The 19,430-nt window shown below is 70.6% G+C and carries 16 protein-coding genes and 1 pseudogene; 7 read left to right on the top strand and 10 right to left on the bottom strand.

Annotated features, from left to right (window positions below):
- Positions 1–9: 9 nt before the first annotated feature.
- The 3 genes from OP79_RS05090 to OP79_RS05080 all read right to left on the bottom strand — a co-directional run bounded on the left by OP79_RS05090 (position 10) and on the right by OP79_RS05080 (position 1,452).
- A complete protein-coding gene (locus OP79_RS05090) occupies positions 10–447 on the bottom strand; it encodes a DUF350 domain-containing protein (RefSeq protein ID WP_033318757.1) in 438 nt (145 codons plus the stop codon).
- Between the two features lie 97 nt (positions 448–544).
- Complete coding sequence (locus OP79_RS05085) at positions 545–949, bottom strand: DUF4247 domain-containing protein (RefSeq protein WP_033318756.1); 405 nt, start codon at positions 947–949, stop codon at positions 545–547.
- Positions 946–1,452: a DUF2617 family protein gene (locus OP79_RS05080; RefSeq protein ID WP_033318755.1), complete on the bottom strand. Its 507-nt coding sequence runs from the start codon at positions 1,450–1,452 to the stop codon at positions 946–948. Before OP79_RS05080 ends, OP79_RS05085 begins: the two co-directional genes overlap by 4 nt.
- A 338-nt stretch (positions 1,453–1,790) precedes the next feature.
- Between OP79_RS05080 and OP79_RS05075 the strand changes: the two genes are divergently transcribed.
- Positions 1,791–2,714, top strand: coding sequence for an LLM class F420-dependent oxidoreductase (locus OP79_RS05075; RefSeq protein ID WP_033318754.1), 924 nt, complete (start codon positions 1,791–1,793; stop codon positions 2,712–2,714).
- 108 nt (positions 2,715–2,822) lie between these two features.
- Here OP79_RS05075 and OP79_RS05070 read toward each other — a convergent pair whose 3' ends face one another.
- The 3 genes from OP79_RS05070 to OP79_RS05060 form a co-directional block, all read right to left on the bottom strand.
- Positions 2,823–3,482 carry a response regulator gene (locus OP79_RS05070; protein ID WP_033318753.1) on the bottom strand — a complete coding sequence of 220 codons (660 nt, stop codon included), beginning with the start codon at positions 3,480–3,482 and terminating at the stop codon, positions 2,823–2,825.
- A gap of 4 nt (positions 3,483–3,486) precedes the next feature.
- Entirely contained in the window at positions 3,487–4,962 is a 1,476-nt protein-coding gene (locus tag OP79_RS05065) for a sensor histidine kinase (protein ID WP_051744422.1), read from the bottom strand.
- Between the two features lie 85 nt (positions 4,963–5,047).
- On the bottom strand, positions 5,048–6,307 hold the full coding sequence (locus OP79_RS05060) for a Clp protease N-terminal domain-containing protein (protein ID WP_033318752.1): 1,260 nt from the start codon (positions 6,305–6,307) through the stop codon (positions 5,048–5,050).
- Positions 6,308–6,648: 341 nt separating this feature from the next.
- Between OP79_RS05060 and OP79_RS05055 the strand changes: the two genes are divergently transcribed.
- Positions 6,649–8,118 (top strand): 3' terminal RNA ribose 2'-O-methyltransferase Hen1, encoded by a 1,470-nt coding sequence (locus OP79_RS05055; RefSeq protein ID WP_033318751.1) that lies wholly within the window; start codon positions 6,649–6,651, stop codon positions 8,116–8,118.
- Positions 8,115–10,658 carry a polynucleotide kinase-phosphatase gene (locus OP79_RS05050; RefSeq protein WP_033318750.1) on the top strand — a complete coding sequence of 848 codons (2,544 nt, stop codon included), beginning with the start codon at positions 8,115–8,117 and terminating at the stop codon, positions 10,656–10,658. Before OP79_RS05055 ends, OP79_RS05050 begins: the two co-directional genes overlap by 4 nt.
- A gap of 8 nt (positions 10,659–10,666) precedes the next feature.
- On the opposite strand, the gene OP79_RS05045 is transcribed toward OP79_RS05050, so the two are convergent.
- Together OP79_RS05045 and OP79_RS05040 are read right to left on the bottom strand one after the other, a co-directional pair.
- Positions 10,667–11,566 carry an NAD(+)/NADH kinase gene (locus tag OP79_RS05045; RefSeq protein ID WP_033318749.1) on the bottom strand — a complete coding sequence of 300 codons (900 nt, stop codon included), beginning with the start codon at positions 11,564–11,566 and terminating at the stop codon, positions 10,667–10,669.
- Complete coding sequence (locus OP79_RS05040) at positions 11,563–12,600, bottom strand: SPFH domain-containing protein (RefSeq protein WP_033318748.1); 1,038 nt, start codon at positions 12,598–12,600, stop codon at positions 11,563–11,565. The genes OP79_RS05045 and OP79_RS05040 overlap by 4 nt, the downstream gene beginning before the upstream one ends.
- A gap of 118 nt (positions 12,601–12,718) precedes the next feature.
- On the opposite strand from OP79_RS05040, the gene OP79_RS05035 reads away from it, so the two are divergent.
- Positions 12,719–13,942 (top strand): arginine deiminase, encoded by a 1,224-nt coding sequence (locus OP79_RS05035; RefSeq protein ID WP_033318747.1) that lies wholly within the window; start codon positions 12,719–12,721, stop codon positions 13,940–13,942.
- A 256-nt stretch (positions 13,943–14,198) separates the two neighbouring features.
- Positions 14,199–15,206 carry an ornithine carbamoyltransferase gene (gene argF, locus OP79_RS05030; protein ID WP_033318746.1) on the top strand — a complete coding sequence of 336 codons (1,008 nt, stop codon included), beginning with the start codon at positions 14,199–14,201 and terminating at the stop codon, positions 15,204–15,206.
- A gap of 19 nt (positions 15,207–15,225) precedes the next feature.
- Here argF and OP79_RS05025 read toward each other — a convergent pair whose 3' ends face one another.
- Positions 15,226–15,681: an ATP-binding protein gene (locus tag OP79_RS05025; RefSeq protein ID WP_033318745.1), complete on the bottom strand. Its 456-nt coding sequence runs from the start codon at positions 15,679–15,681 to the stop codon at positions 15,226–15,228.
- A gap of 405 nt (positions 15,682–16,086) precedes the next feature.
- Between OP79_RS05025 and OP79_RS05020 the strand changes: the two genes are divergently transcribed.
- On the top strand, positions 16,087–16,914 hold the full coding sequence (locus tag OP79_RS05020; RefSeq protein ID WP_033318744.1) for an enoyl-CoA hydratase family protein: 828 nt from the start codon (positions 16,087–16,089) through the stop codon (positions 16,912–16,914).
- 11 nt (positions 16,915–16,925) lie between these two features.
- Positions 16,926–19,193 (top strand): bifunctional salicylyl-CoA 5-hydroxylase/oxidoreductase, encoded by a 2,268-nt coding sequence (locus tag OP79_RS05015; RefSeq protein ID WP_033318934.1) that lies wholly within the window; start codon positions 16,926–16,928, stop codon positions 19,191–19,193.
- A gap of 138 nt (positions 19,194–19,331) precedes the next feature.
- On the opposite strand, the pseudogene OP79_RS53700 reads toward OP79_RS05015, so the two are convergent.
- Positions 19,332–19,430: pseudogene (locus OP79_RS53700) on the bottom strand (sulfate adenylyltransferase subunit CysD); the annotation flags it as partial.

Genomic DNA, 19,430 nt, shown 5'->3' with positions numbered 1-19,430 from the left:
GGGGCGCCGTTACGAGATCGCCGCGCCGACCATGAACCCGGTGCCCAGGTACATGCCGGCCTGGACCCAGGCGGCGGGGTGCGGACGGCCGTCCTGGTCGTCGAGGACGACCGCGCCCATCTGGCCCGGCGTGAGCACGCCGATCACGATGCCGACGACGGTCATCACCAGCACCCCGGCCAGGCCGTACAGCAGCGTGCTGATCAGGCCGTAGCCGAGGCCCTGCTCGGACTCGCTCGCCTCGATGGCCTTCATGATGACCAGGCCCACGGCGACGGACTGGCTGCCCAGCAGGACGGCCGCGCCGCGGTTCCGGTCGGTCCACACCACGTGGTACAGCTTGCCCGGCGTGACGAGGTCGAGGGCGATGAAGCCGACGGCCATCACGACGAGGCCCACGACTCCGTAGAGCAGGGACTGGCCGGTCGACTCGAAGATCTCGGTCACTGCGTTGCCTTTCTTGGGGGCGGGGTCGGGGCGTGATCAGGTGCTGTGCGGGAGGAACGCGGGATGCGTCGGGGGTGATCCGGTCGGCAACCGGACGTTACTTGCCCTCGCCGGGGCCGCCGCCGCGGAAGCTCGCGCTGTCCGGGTCCGGCCAGGAGATGAGGTGCCGCTTGTGACGGCGGTAGCCGTCGCGGTAGTCCTCGATCTCGATCAGGCTGCCGCTCCGGTGCGGCGAGACGGTGACCAGGTCGTCGCCGTAGCGCAGGAACTCCATGCTGTCGCCGGAGGTACGGTCCTCTGCCGCCCGCTCGGTGTGGACCGCCTGGGCGACCTCGCTCGGGGTGCTGTTCGGGTCGCGCCAGTCCGCCCCGGTCTCGGTGTACGTCTTCCTGATCCACTCGCGCGGGACCGCGTCGTCGTCCCCGTCGCTGGAGCAGGCGGTGAGCAGGGTCGCGGCCAGCACGGCCGCCACCGCTGCGCGGACGAGTCGGGCGCTGTTCATCGGGCCTCCAGCCGGCTGTACGTCGATACGATCTGGCCGTTCTGCGGATACGTGTGCCAGGTGCGCCAGACGAGCCCGGCGCCGTACGGTCCCTCGACCGTCTCGACGACCACCGCGGTGACCGCCTCCGGCGAACCGGGAAAGACTCCGCACAGACTGTGCTCGGCGTTGGTGGCCCGGCCGAGGACCCGCGCCACCTCGGCGCTGAACTCCTCGGGAGTCAGCCGGCGGGTGGTGGCGCCGAAATCGTAGCCCCAGCCCGGCAGTTGACGGGTGCAGGCCTCGGGCAAACCCCTCACCGCGCCCTGCAGACAGGCCACCGTCTCTCTCACGGGACCGGCGAACACCTGGTGCGAGGCCCCGAGCAGCCGCAGCCGCACATCCAGCCCGCCGAGCGACACCACACGCTCTGCCAGCGCCGGACGCTCCGCCAGGTCCAGCGAGAAGCAGAGTTGATCCGCATCCGTGTCCAGATAGGGGGCGTCCAGAGAAACGGCGTACACACGGCCCCCCGGTCGCTTCTTGCCATGATCGGCGCCCGAGTATGGCACATGTATTCGTGGGACTTGAGGGGTGGGGGAGGCGTGGGGGTGAAGAGCCTCGCCTTCCGTTGGACCTGGGGGGGAGTAACGCACTCAAGAACCGCACGAGCGACAAACCCTTCGATGGCGACGACGAGTTGACGCAGCACTTGGTCAAGAGCTCCAGTGGGCGTTTCTTCGGGATGCGGGCAGCGGCGATTGCCGGGGGCGGCGGCCGTCAGGCGGAGTCGGTTCCGAGGGCGCGGAGGAACGGCGGAGCCCGTGGCGTCGACCGGTATCCGACCGTGCAGGATGGAGGCATGGATCTTCGAATCTTCACCGAGCCCCAGCAAGGGGCCAGCTACGACACCCTGCTCGCCGTGGCCAAGGCCACCGAAGACCTCGGCTTCGACGCCTTTTTCCGCTCCGACCACTACTTGCGCATGGGGTCCGGGGACGGCCTCCCGGGTCCCACCGACGCCTGGATCACCCTCGCCGGGCTCGCCCGCGAGACGAAGCGCATACGCCTCGGCACTCTGATGACGGCCGGTACCTTCCGGCTGCCCGGCGTTCTGGCGATCCAGGTCGCCGGGGTCGACCAGATGTCCGGCGGCCGAGTCGAACTGGGCCTGGGCGCGGGCTGGTTCGAGGAGGAGCACAAGGCGTACGGCATACCGTTCCCGAAGGAGAAGTTCGCCCGCCTGGAAGAACAGCTGGCGATCGTCACGGGCCTGTGGGCGACGGAGGCCGGCCAGACCTTCAGCCACCACGGCACGTACTACGACCTGACCGACTCGCCCGCGCTGCCCAAGCCCGCACAGGCCAAGGTCCCGGTCCTCATCGGCGGCCACGGCGCGAGCCGTACGCCGCGCCTCGCAGCCCAGTTCGCCGATGAGTTCAACCTGCCTTTCGGATCGATAGAGGACACCGAGCGCCAGTTCGGCCGCGTACGGGCGGCGGCGGAGGAGGCAGGGCGTAAGGGCGACGAGCTGGTCTACTCCAACGCCCTCGTCGTCTGCGCAGGCAAGGACGACGCGGAGGTCGCCCGCCGCGCCGCCGCGATCGGCCGCGAGGTGGACGAACTGAAGACCAACGGTCTGGCCGGCTCCCCGGCCGAGATCGTCGACAAGATCGGCCGCTACGCGGAGATCGGCGCCCAGCGCATCTACCTCCAGATCCTCGACCTCCACGACCTGGACCACCTCGACCTGATCTCCGCCCAGGTGCAGTCCCAGCTCCAGTAACCGACGGCCACCGCAAGCTCGTCCCGGTCTCCGGTCTCCGGGCCTCCCGGTGTCCGGGTTATCCCGCTCCTGGTCGGCGGACGCCGGCCGGGAGCGGGGTGGACCTGGTCACGCGCAGCGGTCGTCGAGCAGCCCGGCGTCGTGGGCCAGGACGGCGGCCTGTACGCGGTTGGCGCAGCCTGTGCGGGTCAGGATCCGGCTGATGTGCGCCTTGACCGTGCCGGCGCTCAGATACAGCTGGTCGGCGATCTCCGCGTTCGACAGGCCCGTACCGAGCAGCCGCAGGACCTCCCGTTCGGCCGGCGTGAGTTCCTCCGTCCTGCGCAGGGCGGCCTCGGTGTCACGGCCGGACTGCACATGCCGGTCCAGCAGTTGGCGGGTGATACGGGGCGCCAGCACCGGTTCGCCCTTCGCGGCGAGCTGCACGGCACGGATCAGCTCGGCAGGGCCGGTGTCCTTGAGGAGATAGCCGCTCGCCCCGGCCCGCAGGGCGCGCGTCACGCTCGCCTCCTCGCCGAAGGCCGTCAGCATCACGACGTACGTACGGGGCGAGACGCGGGCGATGTCCTCGGCGGCCGCGATTCCGTCCCTGGTCGGCATCTGGATGTCGAGCAGGGCGACATCGATGTCCTGGGAGCGGCAGGCCGCGGCGGCTTCGAGACCGTCGCCCGCCTCGGCCACGACCTCGATGTCCTCGGCGTTCTCCAGGATCAGCCGGATTCCGACGCGCATCAGGGCCTCGTCGTCGGCGATGAGGACTCGGATCATCAGCTCATCTTAGGGCCGCCGCGATCAGCAGTACGACGAGGAAACCCGCCGTCGGCAGCACCACGAGCGCCGCCGCGCAGCCCGCTCCGAGGACACGCGGCCAGGTCAGCACCTCTGCCGACATCGGGGCGCGGGACCCTTCCCGCTCGGTGGTGCGGGAAGGAGGGAAGGGCGCATGGGGGAGCGGCACCGCGGCAGTCTGCGAAGGCGTGGGCAGGGGCCTGTTCGTCCGGGACGGCAGCCATGCCGCCACGCGGAAGCCACCGTCCGTCAGGGAGCCCGCCGCGAAGGTGCCGCCGAGCAACGAGACCCGCTCCTGAAGACCGGCCAAACCGCTGTGAGTTCCTCCGTGGGAGCGGCGGGTGACGAGCGGCACCGCGTTGGTGACGGACACCTCGATCCCCTCGGCCGTGGCCCTGACCTCCACCCTGGTGGGCGCGCCGGACGCGTGTTTCAGCACGTTCGTCAGACCTTCGCGGACCACCCGGTGGATCGCCTGCCGGGTACGGGCCTCGACCTCGACCGTGTCGGGAACCGACCAGTCCAACTCGATCCGGCCGCCGTCCGCCTGCCGTGACTGGGTCACCAGAGCGGTGATGTCCTCACGCGTCCCGCGGTCGCTCCCGGTCTCGTCCGCCAGGTCCGTGTGCCGCAGGACACCGAGGATCTCGCGCAGCTCCTCCATGGCCGTGCCCGCGGTCGTGCGCAGCAGTTCCGCCTGCCCCGCGAGGGGAGGCGCCTGCCGCACGGCAGCCATTTCCAGCGCCCCCGCGTGCACCGAGATCAGGCTCAGTCGGTGGCCCAGCAGATCGTGCATCTCGCCCGCGATCCGGGTCCGCTCCTCCATCCGGGCCGCCGCGTCGGTCAGCGTACGGGCCTGTTCCAGATAGGCGTTGCGCTCCCGCAGCAGGTCGACCAGGGGCCGACGCCGGCCGAGCAGGGTGCCGGCCAGGGCCGGGAGCAGCAGGAGGAGCGCCGCGGAGATCGCGTTCTCGGCCAGTTTCGTCGGCAGGGTCTCCCACCGGGACAGGTCCAGGGCGACGGTCAGGACACCGGCCGCGGCGCAGGCCGCACCGACGACCCGCCAGGCCCGCCGAGGTGGTGCGATACGACGGGTGGCGGACAGCACGACGATCGGCGCCACCGGCAGCATCCACACGTTGACACCCAGGAGCAGCGGAGAGGTGCACAGGACCGCGGCGACCGGCCGGCCGCGCCGCGCCGCCATGAGCAGCGCCGCCCACAGCGCCTCAAGGACCGCGAGAACCGGCCGTTCCGGACGCACCACCAGCAGCGGGATCAGTCCGAAGGCCGCCGTGAGGACGCACACGAGGATCTCAGCGCGGACCGTACGGCGTGGTGCGGCGCGTATCGCGGCCAGGGTCTCGGCCGCCTCGCGACGCAGCCGCCGTGCCGCAGCGCGCGGTCCGCGCCCTGAGGGCCCGGCTACTTGCCGTTCGTCTTCCGTCACTTGACTCATACTCACCTCTGCCCCGGCACCACGGATCCGCCGGAGGGAACGGTAGCCGCGGCAGAGACGGCCGCCGCCCGGTGATGCCCCGATGTCACGCGCCCGACCGCGGACCCAGCTCCGCCCGCAACGCGGCGGTGTCCACGTGCTCGGCGGCCAGCAGCCGTCCGACCGTGCGGCCCTCGTCGCCCGCCTCCGCGTCCACCGCGGGTGCTTCGAGCAGCGCGGCCAGCAGGTGGGTCGTACCGACCGTGGGCGAACCCTGCTCGGCGGCGATGAGCTGCGCGGCCGCCTTGACCTGCTGGGCGGAGTCGGAGAGACGTGTGTGGGCGCCCGAGTCGGCCGGTGTGCTGATGGTCGCCGAACGGGCCAGGGGCCCGTGCCGTACGCCGTGCCGGCGCAACAGTTCGGCGGCCGTGCTGACGGATGCCAGATCCTCGGGCAGCGACCGTCCGGCAACGGCCAGGGCCCGGTCCAGGGCCAGGATTCCCAGCAGGAGGTCCACGGGCTCCGTCTCGCCGCGCCCGTACCGCGCCGCCTGCCGTGCGGCCTCGCCGGTCACCGCGAACATCACCGGTGAGCCGTAGACGGACGCCCCTGAGGTCCACGACGTTATAGCGCGGGACAGGCGGTTGCCGCTCTTGCCCAGCGTGCCGGCCCGGCGGAGAAGCAGGACGCCACGGGATTCCGGTCCCTCGGTCTCCGCCGAGGCCCTCGCGTCCAGTGCGTCGAGTGCCGTGGCCGCGGCGGCCAGGTCCAACCTCTCCACGACCAGTGCTTCCCGGGCCCGGCTCGCCGGCAGGTTCAGCAGGGCCCGCGCCACGTGCCGGCAGCGCACCGCGACCGTCCCTTCGGCGCGGGCCGACCTGAGCGCGAGCAGCAGGCACATCCGCGTCGCGTCGGTCATCCCGGGCAGAGGCCGGCCGCTCTCCCCGGCCGGTCCCTTCGCCTTGCGCGAGCCACGTGATGCGCCGGTCTCGAGCCCGAGGCGCCACTGTGCCTCGCGCCAGGTGGCGGTGACCTCGGCCTCGTCCTCGTCGGTGGCCTCGACCGGTGTGCCGCCGTCCCCGTCGTCGTTCGCCCAACCACGCCCGCCCCGGCCCGCGACCAGGCCGCTGAGCGACCCGGCCTTCCGCATCCCGGGGGCGATCGCCGAACCGGCGTCCGTCTCCCCCATCACGAGCGCGGACAGCAGGTGTTCGGTGCCCACGGCCGGTGACTCGAGCTTGACGGCCCCGCGCAGTGCCTTTACGAGCAGGTCCATGACGTCGAGCTCGAACTCCGTGGGCGCTCCGGCCAGTACGGCCATGGCGGTGGCGTCGGTGTGTGCTCCGGTCGTCGGTCGCTGGTGCATCGAACGTTCCCCTCGGGCTGTGGTGGCCGGACGAGACCGACGCTAGACGGACACCGCACGCCGTCGCGTCGGCCGACCGGCCAAGGGCCCGGGCCGATCGGCCAGACGTCCGGTCCGATCGGCCCGGAAGCTGTCCGCGTACGGCGCGGAAGCCCTGCTCGTACGGCCCGGAAGCCGTCCGCGTGCAGCCCGAGAGCCGCTCACCTGCCGTACGCGGAAGACGGAAAATGCCTGACTTCTCCGGAGAGGTTCGCTGTACGTTGTGCACGGTGCCGGACGGCGGCGCCCCCGATTTCCGCAGTTCAGAAGCGGTTCTGAAAGACGTTTCGAGGCAGACCACCGTGTTCCTGACGATCAGCACCTACGGCACACCAGAGCGCCCGGCGACCGACCTCGGTTTCCTGCTGCACAAGCACCCCGACAAATCGCAGGCGTTCTCCACCTCCTACGGCAAGGCGCACGTCCTCTACCCCGAGGCGAGCCCCGAGCGCTGCACGGCGGCACTGCTGCTGGAGGTCGATGCGGTGGCGCTGGTGCGGCGCGGCAAGGGCAAGGGCCGCGGTGGAGCCCCGGACGCCGCGCTCGCGCAGTACGTCAACGACCGGCCGTACGCCGCCTCGTCGCTCCTCGCCGTGGCGCTCAGCAGCGTGTTCTCCAGCGCGATGAAGGGAACGTGCCACGCCAGGCCCGAACTCCCGGAGCAGGCAAGGCCGTTGCGCATCGAGGTGCCCGCGCTGCCTGCCCGAGGCGGCGCCGAGCTCGTACGGAAGCTCTTCGAACCGCTCGGCTGGACGGTGACGGCGGAACCTGTCGCGCTGGACGCCGAGTTCCCGGAGTGGGGCGAGTCCCGCTACGTAAGCCTTGTACTCGAAGGCGAACTGCGGCTGGCCGAAGCCCTGCGGCACCTGTACGTTCTCCTCCCCGTCCTTGACGACGCCAAGCACTACTGGGTCGCGACCGACGAGGTCGACAAGCTGCTGCGGGCCGGCGAGGGCTGGCTACCGGAGCACCCGGAGCACAAGCTGATCACCAGCCGTTATCTGTCCCGCCGTTGGTCGCTGACGCGGCAGGCCATGGAGCGCCTGGAACTCGTACGGCTGGCGGAGGCGGACGACAGCGATGTCGAGGAGATCGACAACGCCGTCGACGAGACGCAGGACACGGACGAGAAGCCGGTACCGCTCGCCGTGCGGCGGCGGGACGCGATCGTCGAGGCGCTGCGGGTCGCCGGGGCCGGGCGGGTGCTCGATCTCGGCTGCGGGCAGGGCCAGTTGGTGCAGGAGCTGCTGAAGGACATGCGGTTCACCGAGATCGTCGGCGTCGATGTGTCGATGCGCGCGCTCACCATCGCCTCGCGCCGACTCAAGCTGGAGCGGATGGGGGAGCGGCGGGCCGAGCGCGTGAAGCTCATGCAGGGCTCGCTCGCGTACACCGACACTCGGCTCAAGGGGTACGACGCCGCCGTGCTCAGCGAGGTCATCGAGCACGTCGACCTGCCGCGGTTGTCCGCCCTGGAGTACGCCGTGTTCGGCTCCGCCCGCCCGAGGACCGTCCTCGTGACGACGCCGAACGTCGAGTACAACGTCCGCTGGGAGACCCTCCCCGCCGGGCACAGCCGCCACGGCGACCACCGCTTCGAGTGGACGCGCGAGGAATTCCGCACCTGGGCGAGTGCGGTGGCCGAACGGCACGGATACGACGTGGAGTTCGCACCCGTCGGACCCGAGGACCCCGAGGTGGGTCCGCCGACTCAGATGGCCGTCTTCACGATATTCACGACGAAAGCAGCGAAGGAGGAGAAGGCCGCATGACCAGCAATGACACCAAGGGTCGTACTCTGCCCGTCACCGACCTCTCCCTCGTCGTGCTCATCGGCGCCTCCGGCTCGGGCAAGTCCACCTTCGCCCGCAGGCACTTCAAGCCGACCGAGGTGATCTCGTCCGACTTCTGCCGCGGCCTCGTCGCCGACGACGAGAACGACCAGAGCGCCAGTGGGGACGCCTTCGACGTACTCCACTACATCGCGGGCAAGCGGCTCGCGGCGGGTCGGCGCACCGTGGTCGACGCGACCAGCGTGCAGCAGGAGAGCCGCAAGCAGCTGGTCGAACTGGCCAAGAAGTACGACGTGTTGCCCATCGCCATCGTGCTCGACGTACCGGAGGAGGTGTGCGCCGAGCGCAACGCCGCGCGCGAGGACCGGGCCGGCATGCCGCGCCGCGTCATCCAGCGCCACATCCGCGAACTGCGGCGCTCCCTGCGGCACTTGGAGCGCGAGGGCTTCCGCAAGGTGCACATCCTGCGCGGTGTGGAGGAGGCCGAGAGCGCGTCGATCCGTACCGAGAAGCGGTTCAACGACCTGACCCACCTCACCGGGCCCTTCGACATCATCGGCGACATCCACGGTTGCGCCTCCGAACTGGAGTCGCTGCTCGGCAAGTTGGGCTACGTGGACGGAGTCCACCCCGAGGGCCGTACGGCCGTGTTCGTCGGCGACCTCGTCGACCGCGGCCCCGACTCCCCGGGCGTGCTGCGCCGCGTGATGGCGATGGTCGCGTCGGGCGACGCACTGTGCGTGCCCGGCAACCACGAGAACAAGTACGGGCGTCACCTCAAGGGCCGCAAGGTCCAGCACACCCACGGGCTCGCCGAGACGATCGAGCAGATGGAGGGGCAGAGCGAGGAGTTCAAGAAGCAGGTGCGGGAGTTCATCGACGGGCTCGTCAGCCACTACGTGCTCGACGGCGGCCGGCTCGTCGTCTGCCACGCCGGTCTGCCCGAGAAGTACCACGGCCGTACGTCGGGCCGGGTGCGCTCGCACGCGCTGTACGGCGACACCACCGGCGAGACGGACGAGTTCGGGCTGCCGGTGCGCTACCCGTGGGCGGAGGAGTACCGGGGCCGCGCGGCGGTGGTGTACGGCCACACTCCCGTCCCCACCGCGACCTGGCTGAACAACACCATCTGCCTGGACACCGGCGCCGTCTTCGGCGGCAAGCTGTCCGCACTGCGCTGGCCGGAGCGCGAGCTCGTCGACGTACCGGCCGAGCGGGTCTGGTACGAGCCGACGAAGCCGCTGCGGACCGAGGCACCCGGCGGTCACGACGGCCGGCCGCTGGACCTCGCGGACGTGCACGGACGTCGGGTCGTGGAGACCCGCCACGCGGGCCGGGTGTCGGTCCGCGAGGAGAACGCGGCGGCGGCCCTGGAGGTCATGAGCCGTTTCGCCGTGGACCCGCGGCTGCTGCCGTACCTGCCGCCGACGATGGCTCCGACGGCGACCTCGCGTGTGGAGGGCTACTTGGAGCACCCGGCCGAGGCCTTCGCCCAGTACGCGGCGGACGGTGTCGCGCGGGTCGTGTGCGAGGAGAAGCACATGGGGTCGCGGGCGGTGGCGCTGGTGTGCCGGGACGCGGAGGCCGCGCGTGAGCGCTTCGGTGTGGACGGGCCGACCGGCTCGCTCTACACCCGTACCGGGCGCCCCTTCTTCGATGACCCCGCCGTCACCGAGGAGATCCTCGGGCGGGTGCGCAACGCCGTCACCGAGGCCGGGCTGTGGGAGGAGCTGGCCACCGACTGGGTACTGCTGGACGCGGAGTTGATGCCGTGGTCGCTCAAGGCGTCCGGGCTGCTGCGCAGTCAGTACGCCGCTGTCGGGGCTGCTTCCGGGGCTGTGTTCCCGGGTGCGGTCGCCGCGCTCGAGGGGGCGGCGGCGCGGGGCGTCGACGTACAGGATCTGCTGGTGAAGCAGCGGGAACGGGCCGCGGACGCCGCCGCGTTCACCGAGGCGTACCGGCGGTACTGCTGGACCACGTCCGGTCTGGAAGGAGTGCGGCTCGCGCCCTTCCAGATCCTCGCCGTGCAGGGGCGGAGCCTGGCCGCGCTGCCGCACGACGAACAGCTCGCGCTGATCGACCGTTTCGTGTCGAGCGACGCGTCCGGGCTGCTGCAGACCACGCGACGGCTGTTCGTCGACACGGCTGACCCGGACTCGGTGCGGGCTGGTGCCGACTGGTGGCTGGAGATGACCGGGCGCGGTGGCGAGGGCATGGTCGTCAAGCCGGTGGGGGCAGTGGTGCGCAGCGGAGAGGGGCGGCTGGTGCAGCCCGGCATCAAGTGCCGGGGCCGCGAGTACCTCCGGATCATCTACGGCCCCGAGTACACGCGCCCGGAGAACCTCGACCGCCTCCGAGGCCGCTTCCTCAATCACAAGCGCTCGCTGGCGATCCGGGAGTACGCGCTGGGCCTGGAGGCCCTGGACCGTCTGGCGGAGGGCGAGCCGCTGTGGCGGGTGCACGAGGCGGTGTTCGGGGTGCTGGCGCTGGAGTCGGAGCCGGTGGATCCGCGGCTGTGACGGTCAGGTCAGCAGACCAGTCGCAGCCGCTCCCGGCACACGCCCACCCGGACCGTCTGCCCCCAGGTCAGCTCGACCGCGTCCGTCTCCACCCCGTCCCCGAAGGCGACCAGCCGCTCGGACTCGACGGTGAGGCGGAGACGGGTCGCGGCGGCGAGTTCCCCGGCCACCAGTGACGTACCGGTGGCCGGGGACGGCCAGGCCTCCCGCACGAACCACAGCAGCCGTTCCTCGGTGGGGGCGGGCAACCGCTGCCGCACGCCGCGCTCCTGCCACACGGACCGGATCCATCCTGTCGCCCCGGTCCCGGTGCCGACGATCACCCCGGAGGAGGCCTGGGCCTCGACGACACCCCCGTCGTCCTCGAGGCCCAGGCGGTATCGGGCCGTCTGGTGGCCGGCGGCACCCAGGTAGATCTCGTTCAGCGCCACGAGCCGCTGTGTGTCGTCGGCGACGGCCTCGACCATGGTGAGTTCGTCGAAGATGCTCCTTCCGGATTGCGTGAACGCGAACAACTTGCCCGCGTCCTCGGGGCGATGGCGCACCAGGACGCCCGGATTGCGGCCGGGGTCGGTGTCGATGCCGACCACCGGCTGCCCGGCGAGGTACTTGGCGACGTTCGCCACCAGCCCGTCCTGTCCGACCACGACCACGACGTCCTCGGGGGCGAACAGGAAGCGGTCCAGGTCGGCTCGTTCCACGCGGGTCTGACGCCAGGTCAGGGGGATGGCCGAGGCCACCTCCGTCAGCGCCTGTCGCGTCCGGCGGTGGCGTTCGGCGATCTCCTGGATGTCCCGGCCACGGGAGGAGAGGAAGAACGCGGCCTGGCCGTGCGTGCCGTGCCGGGCCACCAACTCCTCGTACTCCGTGACGCGGTGGACGAGGACGACCCGGGGAGCGAGGCTCACGCCTGCTCCTGCGTACCGAGCCTGGCGAGCAAGCCCGTGATCACGTCCGGCGACACCGTCACGCTGTCGATCCGCGGCAGGTTCTCCGCCAGTCGTGTCCCGGTGAGGGCGTGCAGCGTCGTCACGTCCACCTCCGCGTGCACCCGCAGCCAGGCCGCCTGTGCCTGCGCCCGCGCCTCACCGACCTCGCGCGCTCCCTCGGCCTCGGCCCGGGCCAGCCGTACGGACCGTGTGGCCTCCGCCTCCGCGAGCCGCACTGTCCGTGCCGCCTCCGCCTCGGCCCTGACCGCGTCGGCCGCCGCATGCTCCTCGGCTTCGCGCCGCGCGTTCGTCCCTCGCTGGTCCACCAACTGCTCCTCGCGGCGGGCGAGTTCGATCTGACTGTCCAGTTCGTTCTCGGCGATCGCGCGCTCCCGCTCGACGGCCACCGCCCGCCGCTCGTAGGTCGCCCGGTCCGACTCCTGCTGGATCTGCTCGCGGGCCGGCGTGCGCAGCGCCCGTTCCACCTCCGGTTCCGGGCGCAGCGCGATGACGCGTACGGCGACCACTTCGATGCCGGTCGCCGGGAGCCGGGGCTCCCCGGCCAGGCCCGCCGCGATCCGCTCCCGCACCGCCGTCACTCCGTCAACCAGCGCCGCCGACAGCGGCGTGCGGGCCAGCACGTCCAGCGCGTGCTGCTGTGCCGTCTCCGTAAGGAGCGTCCCCAGCTGCTCCAGCGGTGTGCCCCGCCACGCGCCGGTGTCCGGGTCGATGGAGAAGTCCAGGCGTGCGGCGGCCATCGCCGGATCGCTGATCCGGTAGGTGACGGTCGCCTGGACAGCCACGTCCTGGAAGTCGGATGTACGGGCATGGAAGGTCATCGCCAACTCCCGGTCGTCGACCGGGACTTCGGAGAGCGCGGCGGTCAGCGCCCGGAACCAGAAGCTGAGCCTGGGGCCGTCGTGCAGCAGTTTCCCGCCGCGGTGATGGCGGATGTGCGCCGTGGGCGCGCCGCGCAGATGGCGCCAGCCGAGGCGCCGGGTGATGTCGGCCATGAAGCCCCCTCTTTTCGTCATGTGGACGATAATTGGGGGTCGCGCTTGTCGTCAAGGCGACGAAAAAAGAAGAGGGTAGGAGGGGGTGAACACCGCCCCCGGTGGCCAAGATGGAGACATGGGATTCCAAGTCGACTCCGAGGCCGGGCGGCTCCGCCGCGTCATCCTGCACCGGCCTGATCTTGAGCTCAAAAGGCTCACCCCCAGTAACAAGGACGCCCTGCTCTTCGACGACGTGCTGTGGGTGCGCCGGGCGCGAGCGGAGCACGACGGGTTCGCGGACGTGCTGCGTGACCGCGGGGTCACCGTCCATCTTTTCGGCGACCTGCTCACCGATGTGCTGGGGATCCCGGCCGCCCGGGAGCTCGTACTGGACCGCGTCTTCGACGAGAAGGAGTACGGGCCGCTCGCCACGGACCACATCCGGGAGGCCTTCGACGCCATGCCGGCGGGCGAGCTGGCCGAGGCCCTGGTCGGCGGCATGACCAAGCGGGAGTTCCTGGACGCGCACGCGGAGCCGACGTCCGTGCGCTTCCACGTCATGGAGCTCGACGACTTCCTGCTCCGCCCGCTGCCCAACCATCTCTTCACCCGGGACACCTCCGCCTGGATATACGACGGGGTCTCCATCAACGCCATGCGCTGGCCCGCCCGCCAGCGCGAGACCGTGCACTTCGAGGCGATCTACCGGCATCACCCGCTGTTCGCGAAGGAGACCTTCAACATCTGGTCGGAAGGGCAGGCGGACTACCCCTCCACCATCGAGGGCGGCGACGTGCTCGTGATCGGCAACGGCGCCGTGCTCATCGGCATGAGTGAGCGGACGACACCGCAGGCCGTGGAGATGCTCGCGCACAAGCTGTTCGCCGCCGGTTCGGCGACCACGATCGTGGCGCTCGACATGCCCAAGAGACGGGCCCTGATGCACCTCGACACGGTGATGACGATGGTCGACGGCGACATCTTCACGCAGTACGCGGGACTCGGCATGCTCCGCTCGTACACCATCGAACCGGGCGTGGACGACAAGGAGCTCAAGGTCACTGACCACCCGCCGGAGCACATGCACCGCGCGATCGCAGCTGCGCTCGGGCTGAGCGAGATCCGCGTACTGACCGCGACGCAGGACGTGCACGCGGCCGAGCGCGAACAGTGGGACGACGGCTGCAACGTCCTCGCGGTCGAGCCGGGCGTCGTGGTCGCCTACGAGCGGAACTCGACCACGAACACCCATCTGCGCAAGCAGGGCATCGAGGTGATCGAGATCCCGGGGAGCGAGCTGGGGCGGGGGCGGGGCGGTCCGCGCTGTATGAGCTGCCCGGTCGTACGGGATGCAGTGTGAGCGGACTTGCCGAAGTCCGGCGCTGTACCGCGCGCCTAAGGAGGCCGCAGGCCTCTTAGGGGCGCGGGGCTGTGTCGATTTGCGGCTCCGCCGCGATGGGGGTCCCCCCGCTCGAGCGGAGCCGAGAGTGGGGGAGCGACCAGCCACGACGGACCCGCAACTTCGAACGCATAGAAGTCACGAAGGAGTCGCATAGAAATACGGACTTTCGTATAGACTTCCAGGCGTCCGTGTCCCCGCATGTCTGGAGCGCCCCATGGCGACAGTCCCGACCGCCCTCACCGGCCGCCACTTCCTGAAGGAGCTGGACTTCACGGCGCAGGAGTTCCGCGGTCTGATCGAGCTTGCCGCCGAGCTGAAGGCTGCCAAGAAGGCCGGGACCGAGACCCAGTACCTGCGCGGGAAGAACCTCGCGTTGATCTTCGAGAAGACCTCGACGCGCACCCGTTGCGCGTTCGAGGTGGCGGCCGCGGATCAGGGGGTGTCGACCACGTATCTCGATCCGTCCGGCTCCCAGATAGGGCACAAGGAGTCCGTGAAGGACACCGCGCGGGTGCTCGGGCGGATGTACGACGCGATCCAGTACCGCGGCGACAGTCAGGTGAACGTCGAGGAGCTGGCCGCGTACGCGGGCGTGCCCGTCTACAACGGCCTCACCGACGCCTGGCACCCCACGCAGATGCTCGCCGACGTGCTCACGATGACCGAGCACACGGACCGGCCACTGAACGAGATCGCCTTCGCGTACCTGGGCGACGCCCGCTTCAACATGGGCAACTCCTACCTGATCACGGGCGCGCTCCTCGGGATGGACGTCCGCATCGTGGCCCCGCAGGCCTACTGGCCCGCCAAGGAGGTCATCGCCGAGGCCCTCAGGATCAGTGAGACCAGCGGCGCCCGTATCGCTTTCACCGAGACCGTCGCCGAGGGCGTCGCGGACGTCGACTTCGTCGCCACCGACGTCTGGGTGTCCATGGGGGAGCCCAAGGAGGTCTGGGACGAGCGGATCGCCGCCCTCGGTCCGTACGCGGTGACGATGGACGTTCTGCGTGCCACCGGCAACGCGGACGTCAAGTTCCTGCACTGCCTGCCCGCCTTCCACGACCTGGGTACGAAGGTCGGGCGCGAGATCCACGAGCGGCATGGCCTGGACTCCCTCGAGGTCACCGACGAGGTCTTCGAGTCGGCGCACTCGGTCGTCTTCGACGAGGCGGAGAACCGGCTGCACACGATCAAGGCGGTCCTGGTGGCGACGCTCGCCTGAGCCCTACGTCGTCAATCGATCACTCGCTGGGTCTGCGCTGCTGTGGCACCGCAGGCAGCCTGAACCAGACCGCCTTGCCGGACTCGGTCGCCCGGTGCCCGCAGGACGAGCTGAGGGCGCGGATCAGCAGCAGGCCGCGGCCGTGCTCCTGCCAGGGGTCCGGGTTGTTGTCCGGTCCGGGGCGGGTGAGGCTGCCGGGTGGGGACGGGTCGGGGTCGTGCACCTCGACCTGGCAGCCGGTCGGCAGCAGCTGCACGACCAGCTCTATGGGGTCGTCCCCCTTGGTGTGCTCCACGGCGTTGGCCACAAGCTCAGCGGTGAGCAGCTCGGCCGTGTCGCAGTCGGCGGGGTGCTCGATCTCGGCCAGGGCGGTACGGACCAGTGCGCGGGCGACGGGCACGGCGGCGGCGGAGTGCGGCAGCGCGACGCGCCAGGAGGCTGGGGCTGAGGGCTCGTGCAAGGCGGGTCCGTTCATGGAGCAGGTATTCCTGCTTTCAACAATAAGAAGGGTACTGCGATGCCGGGCCGAATGCCCGGCGGGGGCCTTTCTGTTCGTTTTGTTCTGCTGTCGGGCTGCGTGGGCTGTACGGGCTGTACCCAGGTCAACGGTCCGGCTCGCGCCGGAACTCCCGCCGTTACGGCGCTGTCGCGCACCCGTGACTCCGTGACTGCTGTGTCGAGGTCACGTCTCGTGGCGATAGTGGCGTATCAAAGCTCACGTATCGCACTTCATATCGGTTCATGTGGCGAAGCTCGCATACTGACGTCGCGTCGCCCCGGTCTTATCGCGCACTCCTGACGACAGTCAAAGATGAGTGATAGATTCATGGGTAGTGCCCGGCAGCGCCGCCCGCCGCCCCTCCCGAGGAGGCCGCACCTCATGAGTCCCTTCACCGGCTCCGCGACCCGCACGCCCGACTGGCAGCATCTGCGCTGCGAGTACGTCGACGGGGTCGCCACCGTCACCCTGGCCCGCCCCGAGAAGCTGAACGCCCTCACCTTCGGCGCCTACGCCGATCTGCGCGACCTGCTCGCCGAGCTGTCCCGCGAGAAGTCCGTACGCGCCCTGGTGCTGGCCGGCGAGGGCCGCGGTTTCTGCTCCGGCGGTGACGTCGACGAGATCATCGGGGCCACGCTGTCGATGGACACGTCCCAGCTGCTCGACTTCAACCGCATGACCGGGCAGGTCGTCCGGGCCGTACGTGAATGCCCCTTCCCCGTGATCGCGGCGGTGCACGGTGTCGCGGCCGGCGCGGGCGCGGTCCTCGCCCTGGCCGCGGACTTCCGGGTGGCCGACCCGAGCGCCCGCTTCGCCTTCCTCTTCACCCGCGTCGGCCTGTCCGGCGGCGACATGGGCGCCGCCTATCTGCTGCCCCGCGTCGTCGGTCTCGGCCACGCGACCCGCCTGCTGATGCTGGGCGAGCCGGTACGCGCACCCGAAGCCGAGCGCATCGGTCTCATCAGCGAGCTGACGGAGGAAGGCCACGCCGACGAGGCCGCCCAGGCCCTGGCCCACCGCCTCGCCCAGGGCCCCGCCCTCGCATGCGCCCAGACAAAGGCCCTCCTCACCGCCGAACTGGACATGCCCCTGTCCGCCTCGGTGGAGCTGGACGCCTCGACCCAGGCCTTGCTCATGAACGGGGAGGACTACGCCGAGTTCCACGCGGCGTTCACGGAGAAACGGCCCCCGAAGTGGCGGGGGCGGTGACCGTGAGCGCGATGCGGGTGGCGGTGATCGGCGGTGGCCCCGGTGGGCTCTACGCCGCCGCCCTCCTCAAGCGGCTCGACCCTGCCCGTGACATCACCGTCTGGGAGCGCAACGCCCCCGACGACACCTTCGGCTTCGGCGTCGTGCTCTCCGACGAGACGCTCGGGGGCATCGAGCACGCCGATCCCGTGGTGTACGAGGCGTTGCGGGACGAGTTCGTGCGGTGGGACGACATCGACATCGTCCACCGGAACACCCGCCACACCTCCGGAGGGCATGGCTTCGCGGCGCTCGGGCGGCGCAGGCTGCTTGAGATCCTGCACGAGCGGTGCCGTTCGCTCGGCGTCGAGCTGCGCTTTCGTACGCAGGCGCCGGACGTGGCGCGGCTTTCGGAATCGTACGACCTCGTGGTCGCTGCGGACGGGGTGCACAGCGCCACGCGCGAGGCGTACGCGCAAGTGTTCCGGCCGCGGGTGACCACCCACCGGTGCCGCTACATCTGGCTCGCCGCCGACTTCCCGTTCGAGGCGTTCCGCTTCGAGATCGCGGAGACCGAGCACGGGGTGATGCAACTGCACGGATACCCGTACTCGGCCGACGCCTCCACCGTCATCGTCGAGATGCGCGGAGAGGTGTGGGAAGCGGCCGGGTTCGCGGAGGCGGACGTCGAGGAGTCCGTCGAACGGTGCGCCAAGATCTTCGCGGACGCGCTCGGCGGACGGGCGCTCAGATCCAACAAGTCGGCGTGGACGGCGTTCCGTACCGTCGTCAACGAGCGCTGGTCCCACCAGAACGTGGTCCTGCTCGGCGACGCCGCGCACACCGCGCACTTCTCCATCGGCTCCGGTACGAAGCTCGCCGTCGAGGACGCGCTCGCCCTCGCCGCCTGCCTGGAGGAACAGCCCTCGCTCGACGCCGCGTTGACCGCGTACGAGGAGGAACGGCGCCCAGTCGTCGCCTCCACGCAGCGGGCGGCACGCGCCAGCCTGGAGTGGTTCGAGAACCTGGGACTCTATCTCGACCAGCCCGCCCGCCAGTTCGCGTTCAACCTGCTCACCCGCAGCCGCCGCGTCACGCACGACAACCTCCGGCTGCGCGACGCGCGCTTCACCGAGAGCGTGGAGCGAGAGTTCGGCTGCCCGCCCGGTACGCCGCCGATGTTCACACCGTTCCGGCTGCGTGGACTGACCCTGCGCAACCGGGTCGTGGTCTCACCGATGGACATGTACTCGGCCGTGGACGGCGTACCCGGCGACTTCCACCTCGTCCACCTGGGCGCACGGGCGCTCGGCGGCGCCGGACTGGTGATGACGGAGATGGTGTGTGTGAGCCCGGAGGGCCGGATCACGCCGGGCTGCGCCGGCCTCTACACCTCCCGACAGGGCGATTCCTGGCGGCGGATCACCGACTTCGTGCACGCACAGGCACCGGGCGTGGCGATCGGCGTACAGCTCGGCCACTCGGGCCGCAAGGGCTCCACCAAGCTGATGTGGGAGGGCATCGACGAACCGCTGGAGGAGGGCAACTGGCCACTCGTGGCCGCGTCCCCGCTCCCGTACAGGCCGGAGAACCAGACGCCGAGCGAGCTGACCCGGACTCAAATGGCCGATATACGCGAGCAGTTCACGTCAGCCGCCCGACGGGCCGCCCACTGCGGCTTCGACCTGCTCGAACTCCACTGCGCCCACGGCTACTTGCTCTCCGGCTTCCTCTCACCGCTGACCAACCGCCGCACGGACGCCTACGGCGGTTCCCTGAAGAACCGTTTGCGCTTCCCGCTGGAAGTCTTCGACGCCGTACGCGCCGTATGGCCCGAGGACCGCCCGATGACCGTACGCATCTCCGCCACCGACTGGGCCGACGGCGGCACCACCGCGGACGACGCCGTCACCATCGCCCGCGTCTTCGCCGCGCACGGCGCCGACGCGATCGACGTCTCGACGGGCCAGGTGGTCGCGGAGGAGCAGCCGGAGTACGGCCGCTCCTACCAGACCCCGTACGCCGACCGGATCCGCAACGAGACGGGGATCCCGGTGATCGCGGTGGGCGCCATCTCCTCCTGGGACGACGTCAACTCCCTGATCCTGGCGGGCCGTACAGACCTGTGCGCTCTGGCCCGTCCCCACTTGTACGACCCGCACTGGACGCTGCACGCGGCGGCCGAGCAGGGGTACACGGGGCCGGGCGTCAGCTGGCCCGGGCCGTACCGGGCGGGCAGCCGACGCCCGCAGACGGGGCGCACGGATGCGCCGAAGCCGCGGCTTACGTTGGGGAGTTGAGGGCAACTCCCCAGCCTGCGCCCTCCGGGGTGGGGGGGGTTCCAATTCGTTGGCGGAGTGCGGGTTGTTTGTGGCTGGTCGCGCAGTTCCCCGCGCCCCTGAAAGGAAGGCCTGCGGCCTCCTTCAGGGGCGCGGAGCTTAGAAGTACCCCTCGCGCTTGCGGTCTTCCATCGCGGCCTCGGACAGCTTGTCGTCCGCGCGGGTCGCGCCCCGCTCGGTGAGCCGGGAGGCGGCGAT

It is taken from the genome of Streptomyces yerevanensis, assembly GCF_000716805.1.
Classification (GTDB): Bacteria; Actinomycetota; Actinomycetes; order Streptomycetales; family Streptomycetaceae; genus Streptomyces; species Streptomyces flaveus.
The sequence above is the reverse complement of the archived record's forward strand: the minus strand, read 5'-3'. Positions and strand labels throughout refer to the sequence as shown.

What these genes read in the sequence shown, in the direction of transcription:
- OP79_RS05085 (WP_033318756.1), bottom strand. Translation starts at nt 949, where the DNA reads ATGAACAGCGCCCGACTCGTCCGCGCAGCGGTGGCGGCCGTGCTGGCC.
- OP79_RS05075 (WP_033318754.1), top strand. Translation starts at nt 1,791, where the DNA reads ATGGATCTTCGAATCTTCACCGAGCCCCAGCAAGGGGCCAGCTACGAC.
- OP79_RS05070 (WP_033318753.1), bottom strand. Translation starts at nt 3,482, where the DNA reads ATGATCCGAGTCCTCATCGCCGACGACGAGGCCCTGATGCGCGTCGGA.
- OP79_RS05065 (WP_051744422.1), bottom strand. Translation starts at nt 4,962, where the DNA reads ATGAGTCAAGTGACGGAAGACGAACGGCAAGTAGCCGGGCCCTCAGGG.
- OP79_RS05060 (WP_033318752.1), bottom strand. Translation starts at nt 6,307, where the DNA reads ATGCACCAGCGACCGACGACCGGAGCACACACCGACGCCACCGCCATG.
- OP79_RS05050 (WP_033318750.1), top strand. Translation starts at nt 8,115, where the DNA reads ATGACCAGCAATGACACCAAGGGTCGTACTCTGCCCGTCACCGACCTC.
- OP79_RS05040 (WP_033318748.1), bottom strand. Translation starts at nt 12,600, where the DNA reads ATGGCCGACATCACCCGGCGCCTCGGCTGGCGCCATCTGCGCGGCGCG.
- OP79_RS05035 (WP_033318747.1), top strand. Translation starts at nt 12,719, where the DNA reads ATGGGATTCCAAGTCGACTCCGAGGCCGGGCGGCTCCGCCGCGTCATC.
- argF (WP_033318746.1), top strand. Translation starts at nt 14,199, where the DNA reads ATGGCGACAGTCCCGACCGCCCTCACCGGCCGCCACTTCCTGAAGGAG.
- OP79_RS05025 (WP_033318745.1), bottom strand. Translation starts at nt 15,681, where the DNA reads ATGAACGGACCCGCCTTGCACGAGCCCTCAGCCCCAGCCTCCTGGCGC.
- OP79_RS05020 (WP_033318744.1), top strand. Translation starts at nt 16,087, where the DNA reads ATGAGTCCCTTCACCGGCTCCGCGACCCGCACGCCCGACTGGCAGCAT.
- OP79_RS05015 (WP_033318934.1), top strand. Translation starts at nt 16,926, where the DNA reads ATGCGGGTGGCGGTGATCGGCGGTGGCCCCGGTGGGCTCTACGCCGCC.